Genomic DNA, 7,103 nt, shown 5'->3' with positions numbered 1-7,103 from the left:
CTCTGAAATTTTTCAGATGCGGGAATATCAACAGGGGGACCGCCTGCGGGATGTCCATTGGAAATTGAGTTTACGGCAGAATAAACTTATGGTCAAGGAATATGGGCTTCCCTTGCAGTTTGCTGTCCAATTTTTGCTGGATATTGGCATGAAAGCGCGGCTTGAAGAAATGGACCGGCTTTTAGACACCTTTGCATCTCTGGCGATAGCCCTCCTCCAACAGGATATTCCCTTTTCCGTTAGTTGGATAACTGGTGAAGCGCTGGAAACGGCCTTAGTGGCAAATACAGGGGATTTATCCGGTGTGTTGCATAGTGTGCTGTCACTGTCTGGCAATAATCGCCACGAGGTGTTAACGCAGTTTCTAAATCAAGGGAAAACTATACAGGGGAGACATCTTGTTTATCTGACCACAGGAGAAACCGCCGGCGAGGACAACTCAATGCTCCGAGAAGCTTTGACTAGTTTTCTATCGGAGAAAAAGGGGAAGGTTACAGTATTGATGACCCGACCGGGAGAAAATCTTGCTATTCAGCTACAGCAGGCGGGATGTGATGTAGTCGCATTGGACGACAGTCCTTTAGAACAACAACTGGGGGTGTTGGTTTGATGCGAAAAAACGGAAATACTCTATTTTCTGATAAATTAGAGAACCTCACCAATGAATTTCAGGCATCTAAACGCCCGGTAGACAATTTCTGGCTCGCCCTCATGCGGCTCGCTATTTTTGTATTTGCTCTATTCGGTAGTTTGTATTGCTTTTTATACTGTTTTCAGATACCTGTAGAGATTGAATGGATTATCGGCGGCTTATCTGCCTATATCCTTGTATTTTTGATCCTATTTTCAATGAAACAGTGGTATTGGATCACATTGATTCCCATCTGTGCTGTGCTGTTTTATGCGTGGATTATCATTTCGGATCTGCGCCAGGGCTTCATGCATGTACTTAATCAGATCATGCGGCAATTTACAGAGCATTCCATGTGGGATTTTCCCACCTTTGTGACAGATTCTGTAAGCGAACAGGTGCAGAGTTGGCAGAGTACACTGTTTATTCTATTTCTATACTTTTTTATCGCTTTTGCGCTGGGGTTTTTCATCATACGCCGGCCCAGTGTTTGGGGCGTAATTGGATGTACTGCGCCGTTTCTCTGTGCTGCACTTTATTTTGTGATAACACCGCCTTTATCGGCTTTTTTTGGCCTGATGGCGGCTTATTTCATGATGTATGTTTATAAAAGCAGCGCACAAACCCGGCTGACCCTGCTATCCAAAGCAAAATATAAAAATAAACAATCCAAAATAATCCGAGCCCAATCAACGAGGTTTTCTCCCCAGCATATTACCACCTTGGCAATGCTGCCAGTGCTTCTTGCCTCTTTGCTCTGTGCCTCGCTCATTTTGCCATCCCAAGAATATAAGCGTCCTCCAGCGATAGACAATCTGTAACAGGCCATGGAAAAATTTGATCTGGTAAGGATGTTGAGCGGTGGCTACTCTGGTCTGGGCCGGGGCGATCTGAGAAATCTCGGGGCGATACGGGCACAAGGGGAGACGGTGCTCAAGGTCAAGTCTTCCATGGATGTCCCCTTTTACCTGCGTGGATACGCCGGAGCCGTTTTTACAGGTTCTCAGTGGGAGGAGGTACCGGATATTGACTATGAGGAAGCTTCCACAGAGTTTTCCAATTTAATCCCTCAAACCATGTTGGCGGACTATCTTTCCTTTTTCCAGGGAAATGACGCCCTGTCCTACGAAGCACCTTTGCAGGAGATTTCCATCCAAAACATTGCGTTGGGAAACTCTACTTTTTTGATCCCTAATGGTCTAAGAACCAGAATAGAAGAATTGGGTAAGGCTTGGTTTATCCAGGATACAGCGGCGGCTACTGCTGGCTTTGGAGGGATTGATGACTATGTGCTCCAATCCTATCCCATTGCGCGGACACCAGGTCCGGTTTATTTTCAAGGTCCGGTTGACGAAAGCCGGGACAGCTTGGACTATATCTACCTGGATACTTCTATGATTAACGGATCCTTTGTGGAGGCAAACCAAGGGTGGACCAATGAGAGGGGAATCACTTTTGATACATTTTTGAGCGAACAATATGCTTACCGCAGGTATGTATATGATACTTACACAGCCTTGCCGGCGGATGTAAAGGATAGGGCCGATACGTTGCGCAGCCAATATGGACTGGCGCCGATCTTTTCTTACGACACATTTGGTGGGCTATATCTGAATGTGGAGCAGATCTGCGAGAATTTACGCAGTCTTTTAGCTCAACAATGCCGGTACACCTTGGCGCCGGAAATCATCCCCGAAGAAGAGGATTTTGTCACCTATTTTCTCAGCGAAAGCAAAGAGGGATATTGTGTCCATTTTGCTACTGCGGCCACTGTATTGCTGCGGTCGATGGGGATACCAGCCCGCTATGCGGAAGGATTTGGAATTTCTGCTGCTGACTTTGAGAAAAGCCGGGATGAGGATGGATACTTCCCAATTGACGACAGTCAGGCCCATGCGTGGGTAGAGGTCTATGACCCTTACCAAATGGAATGGATTCCTGTTGAAATGACCCCTGGCTATACCGAAGAGCAGGGGCAGTCCATACCTGAAGAAGACAATCTAGAAAATGAAGATCCTGCGGTTTCCTCAGAGCCCGATGCAGAGTCCCAGTCCAGTCAAAGTTCATCATCGATCCCGGAAACTCAAAATGCAAATAGACCGGGTATGTCGGCAAATTGGATTTTTGTGGCTTATGCCGCCGGTGTGATCGTCCTGCTGGTACTCGCTACATTTTTGGCCCGGAAGATTGCACTATATAACAGGCGCCAGAAGCTTATACAAGAGGATACCGATGCAGCTGTTCTAGCAGCTTATCGATGGATACAATTGATGCTCCATATAGCCGAATGTGATAATCCGGAAAACTTGGATACCCCCGAAAGTTATAGCCAAAAAGTATGTCAGAAGCTTCCATGGCTTCATGAGGATCAATTGACAATGGTGCTCAGGAATGTGCAGAAAGCCCGCTTTTCTGGTGTGTCTTGCACGGAAGAAGAAAGACGGCAAGTTTTGCATTTTAGCCATCAATTGGCTCAAGCGCTGTGCAAACATCAAACCTCTACACGTCGGCTACTGTCCCGATATTTTTATCATGTATTTTAGCTATAGCCCTACGCTTTCGTTTCTCTTGGCGTTTTTTCCGTTTTGTGTTATGATAACAATAGTTGTTATTAAACGGGATTTAGAAGACTATTTTTATCATAGCTAGGGGTGTCACCAATGAAAACATGGAAAACTTTTTCATTCTTGGTCAATGGACTGCCGGTGGAGGCAAAGTTTACCCAAGAAAATATTGATGAAATTTTTCTGCCTTTGCTTCATCGACTGGATCAGATGCAGAAGGAACGGGGAAAACGGATCATTGTCTTTTTAGCGGCACCGCCCGCAACCGGCAAATCGACCCTCGCCATGTTTTTAGCGCATCTTTCCAAGGAGAATAACTGTACTGCTATGCAGGCCATAGGATTGGACGGTTTTCATTATCACCAAGACTATATTCTTGCCCATACTGTCAAACAGAAAGACGGAACCGTGCTTCCTATGAAGCAACTAAAGGGAAGTCCAGAAACCTATGATGTACCGCATTTCAGAGAAAAATTGGAGGCTCTGAGGCAAGGTGATCCCATGTGGCCTATTTATGACCGCCGTTTGCATGACGTTGTCGAGGAAAAATTGCTGGTGACTGCACCAATTGTGCTGATTGAAGGCAACTGGCTATTGTTCCAGGAGGGACAATGGAAGGAGTTGGCTTCCCTAGCAGACTATACGGTCTATATCCGTGCTGAAGAGAAGGACCTGAAAGAACGTCTCATTGGAAGAAAGATGCTTGGCGGATTCTCCAGAGAAGAGGCGGAGGAGTTCTATAAAACAGGCGATGGCGTCAGCCTTCGTCGTGTTTTACAGGGGAGTAGGTTAGGCGATCTTTCCCTTACGATGGATGCCGATGGAAGCTTTTCTGTTTTGAAATGAGAAACATCTCTATAATAAAATCCCCCTTGTCGATCGACAAGGGGGATTTTATTATAGAGATCCTACATTATTCTTATACTGTGTAGGAAGAAATATTAAGCATTAATCGTCTCCTATAACTTCGTCCTGTAGCGCATCATAACCGCGCTCTCCAGTACGGATCTTAACAACATCCTCAACGTCATAGACGAAGATTTTACCGTCACCAATATTGCCTGTATAGAGGTTATCCCGAACAGTTTTAATCAGTGTTTCCACCGGAATCTTGCAGACGACGATATCAATCTTAACCTTAGGCAACAAGCGAGAAGATACTGGATTCCCTCTGAAGTAGAGGGTGTGACCCTTTTGCCGTCCATAACCAAAGACGTTTGTGACAGTAATACCGGTGATCCCCAGCTTATCTAAAGATTCCTGCAATTGAGAGAATTTATTCTGATTGGTCAGAATGCAGACCTTGGTGATTTTTGCCCCAGCTGTCTCATGATGTTCAACCGGTACTGCCTTTTCTACGCTAACTGCCGACTGCGTAGTGGCAACAGGTACAGCCATATCCCCAATGGAAGTCTCATCCTCAAATGTTTCCGTAACAGGGGCGAAATCCGGATAGGCAATGTTACCGTGTTCGCCGATATCCAATCCCTGAATTTCTTCTTCACGGGAAACACGGATGCCCATGGTCTTTTTCAGGACAAACCAGACCAGACCAGAGGTAATAAAGGTAAAGGCGCCAATGGCAATGATACCGATCAACTGAATGCCAAGAAGGTTGAAACCGCCTCCATAGAATAAGCCATTTGTGGTAGAAAGAGAGGTCACTCCTTCTTTGGCGAAAAGGCCAACGCATATGGTACCAAACACGCCGCATCCCAGATGGACAGAAGTTGCGCCTACCGGATCGTCAATTTTGAGCTTATCAAAGAAGCCAACAGCAAATACTACCAAGATGCCAGAGAGTGCGCCAATCAGTATGGAAGCTTCAATCGTTACATAGGCGCAGCCACCGGTAACACCGACCAGGCCGGCGAGACAGCCATTGATGGTCATCCCCAAATCTGGTTTTTTCAAGACAATCCAAGATGTAATCGTCGATGTAAGCACTGCTGCAATGGCCGAAGTGTTGGTTGTCATCAGAATATGGAAGACATCGGATGGATTCTGGAAACTCATTGTCGAGCCGGGGTTAAACCCAAACCATCCTAGCCAGAGAACAAAAAGTCCGATCACTGCCAAAGACATACTGTGTCCGGGAATTGCTCTTGGTTTTCCATCCTTGCCATATTTTCCAATGCGCGGTCCCAGCAGCATTGCGCCGGCCAGTGCCGCCCAGCCACCAACAGAGTGAACAACGGAATCGCCAGCAAAATCCATAAATCCAAGATCTGCCAGCCATCCGCCGCCCCAGACCCAGTGACCGATAACTGGATAGATGACGAGGGTCAGGACAAAAGAGAAAATAATGAAAGTGACGTATTTGACACGTTCTGCTACAGCGCCGGATACGATGGTTGCAGCTGTACCGCAGAACACGAGCTGGAAGAAGAATTTCCCCCAGAAGGGAACAGAGGAGGTCAAGGTTTGATCATAAAATGAAAGATCTTGATTTCCAAGAATAAATAGATGTTCGGTTCCCATGAAAGGGTTGTCTCCACCAAACATAAGTCCCCAGCCTAAGAGTATAAATCCCAGAGAGGAAACTGCGAAAACAATAAAGTTTTTCGATAGGATATTAACCGTGTTTTTCGACCTTGCAAAACCTGCTTCTACGCTGGCAAATCCCAAGTTCATGAAAAAAACTAGGATGGCCGCAAGGAAGACCCATAGGGTATCGATGACAGAAAACTCCATAATTAGCCCTCACTTTCTGTAAAATAAAAAAAGAACAAAAGCGTTTTTTTGAACGCCTTTGTTCTTATGGCTGTCATCTTACCACAAAATGAAATTGTTGTCAAATTTTTTTTAAAATTTTTTGACTATTGTGCGGAGTAACATTAAAAGCAGAGAAAACCGAAACGGTTTTCCTGCTTTATTTTTTTATCAAATCGGCGGAAGGAGGCTTGAAAATGGACGGGTATTCGTATTTGACGTTCGATCAGCGCCGAGAGATCGAAGCGCTTTACGGCGAAGGAATTAGAACGGTGGAGATTGCCGCGAAGATCGGAAGAAGCGTCGCCGCTATTTACGAAGAGCTTAAACGCGGATACACGGGAGAGCTTGACGAAAACAAGCGTCCTGTTTATAGCGCCGACCTTGCACAGCAGACCGCACAAGAGAATATCAGGCGCAGGGGCAACAGGCGCGCCGCAAATCAATAACGAAAGGACGGCTATTCAATATGAAAAAGTACCAGTTAGGAGCGCTGACCGTTAGCGACAAGGGCTTGCAGGACACAAAAGAAGAAATCGTTATCGAATTGATCGACCGTATGCAAAAGTATGTTGCAGAGGGCAAAGCGGCATACGAAAACAGGGAATACACCGAAGAACAGAAGTTGAACACCATCACAAATCTTTGTGGGCGCTTTTGCGGGCTTGCCGAATTCCTGCAAATCACAATGGGAATTGACGTTCGGCGGGCGGACGGGCTTCTTTACACGCAAGAAATGTTCAATCATTTTCACTACTGGAAAATGAACCTTAATATCGAAATCGCGAAAAGAAAAGAAGCGGAGGAAAGCTAATCCGCCGCAGTTTAGGAAGGACGGCTATTCAATATGAGCAAAACAAACTTTGAAACAATCGCGGCGGGCGCGCAAGAGCTGGGGCGGTTCTTGCGTTCCCTCCCGATATTAGAAGCGCCGTGGGACACGGAATTTCAAAAGCGGTATTGTAGCGGGTGCGCGGCGGAAGATTGCGACGTTTGCCCGAATGAGCGCTTCCGGAACAATCAGGAATGGTGGCTATCCCTTGAAGCGGACAGCGGGGTGGCAATGTGAAGAGGATACAACGACAATTCGCGACGGTTCTTTCGCTGGTGATCGTCGCGATCCCGCTTATCGCCTTTATGCCGTGGAGCGGGACAAAAGAGCCGGAAGAAATACCGACTTCGGCGGCGGAGCCTAC

General features: G+C 46.4%; 7 protein-coding genes. 6 read left to right on the top strand and 1 reads right to left on the bottom strand.

Going from position 1 to position 7,103, the window contains the following annotated elements:
• From ACZ25G_RS05715 to ACZ25G_RS05700, 4 genes are all read left to right on the top strand, one after another.
• Positions 1-610: DUF58 domain-containing protein (locus ACZ25G_RS05715; RefSeq protein ID WP_463681832.1), on the top strand; the 610-nt coding region annotated here is incomplete at its 5' end.
• Complete coding sequence (locus ACZ25G_RS05710; RefSeq protein WP_463681831.1) at positions 610-1,452, top strand: hypothetical protein; 843 nt, start codon at positions 610-612, stop codon at positions 1,450-1,452. The genes ACZ25G_RS05715 and ACZ25G_RS05710, both read left to right, overlap by 1 nt.
• A gap of 6 nt (positions 1,453-1,458) precedes the next feature.
• Positions 1,459-3,174 (top strand): transglutaminase-like domain-containing protein, encoded by a 1,716-nt coding sequence (locus ACZ25G_RS05705; protein ID WP_463681830.1) that lies wholly within the window; start codon positions 1,459-1,461, stop codon positions 3,172-3,174.
• Positions 3,175-3,291: 117 nt separating this feature from the next.
• Positions 3,292-4,041: a nucleoside/nucleotide kinase family protein gene (locus ACZ25G_RS05700; protein WP_191481537.1), complete on the top strand. Its 750-nt coding sequence runs from the start codon at positions 3,292-3,294 to the stop codon at positions 4,039-4,041.
• A gap of 102 nt (positions 4,042-4,143) precedes the next feature.
• Here the strand turns inward: ACZ25G_RS05700 and ACZ25G_RS05695 are convergent, their stop codons facing one another.
• Positions 4,144-5,889, bottom strand: a complete 1,746-nt coding sequence (locus ACZ25G_RS05695; RefSeq protein ID WP_191481538.1) for an ammonium transporter — start codon at positions 5,887-5,889, stop codon at positions 4,144-4,146.
• A 215-nt stretch (positions 5,890-6,104) separates the two neighbouring features.
• Between ACZ25G_RS05695 and ACZ25G_RS05690 the strand changes: the two genes are divergently transcribed.
• Both ACZ25G_RS05690 and ACZ25G_RS05685 read left to right on the top strand, forming a co-directional pair.
• Entirely contained in the window at positions 6,105-6,356 is a 252-nt protein-coding gene (locus tag ACZ25G_RS05690) for a helix-turn-helix domain-containing protein (RefSeq protein WP_022132182.1), read from the top strand.
• A 20-nt stretch (positions 6,357-6,376) separates the two neighbouring features.
• Complete coding sequence (locus ACZ25G_RS05685) at positions 6,377-6,721, top strand: hypothetical protein (protein ID WP_022132183.1); 345 nt, start codon at positions 6,377-6,379, stop codon at positions 6,719-6,721.
• Positions 6,722-7,103: the final 382 nt, after the last annotated feature.

This window comes from Zongyangia sp. (genome assembly GCF_965361945.1).
This window is presented reverse-complemented; position numbering and strand designations above follow the sequence as displayed.

Excerpts from the sequence above, each read along its gene's own strand:
- ACZ25G_RS05705 (WP_463681830.1), top strand. The coding sequence starts at position 1,459 with ATGGAAAAATTTGATCTGGTAAGGATGTTGAGCGGTGGCTACTCTGGT.
- ACZ25G_RS05695 (WP_191481538.1), bottom strand. The coding sequence starts at position 5,889 with ATGGAGTTTTCTGTCATCGATACCCTATGGGTCTTCCTTGCGGCCATC.
- ACZ25G_RS05700 (WP_191481537.1), top strand. The coding sequence starts at position 3,292 with ATGAAAACATGGAAAACTTTTTCATTCTTGGTCAATGGACTGCCGGTG.
- ACZ25G_RS05685 (WP_022132183.1), top strand. The coding sequence starts at position 6,377 with ATGAAAAAGTACCAGTTAGGAGCGCTGACCGTTAGCGACAAGGGCTTG.
- ACZ25G_RS05690 (WP_022132182.1), top strand. The coding sequence starts at position 6,105 with ATGGACGGGTATTCGTATTTGACGTTCGATCAGCGCCGAGAGATCGAA.
- ACZ25G_RS05710 (WP_463681831.1), top strand. The coding sequence starts at position 610 with ATGCGAAAAAACGGAAATACTCTATTTTCTGATAAATTAGAGAACCTC.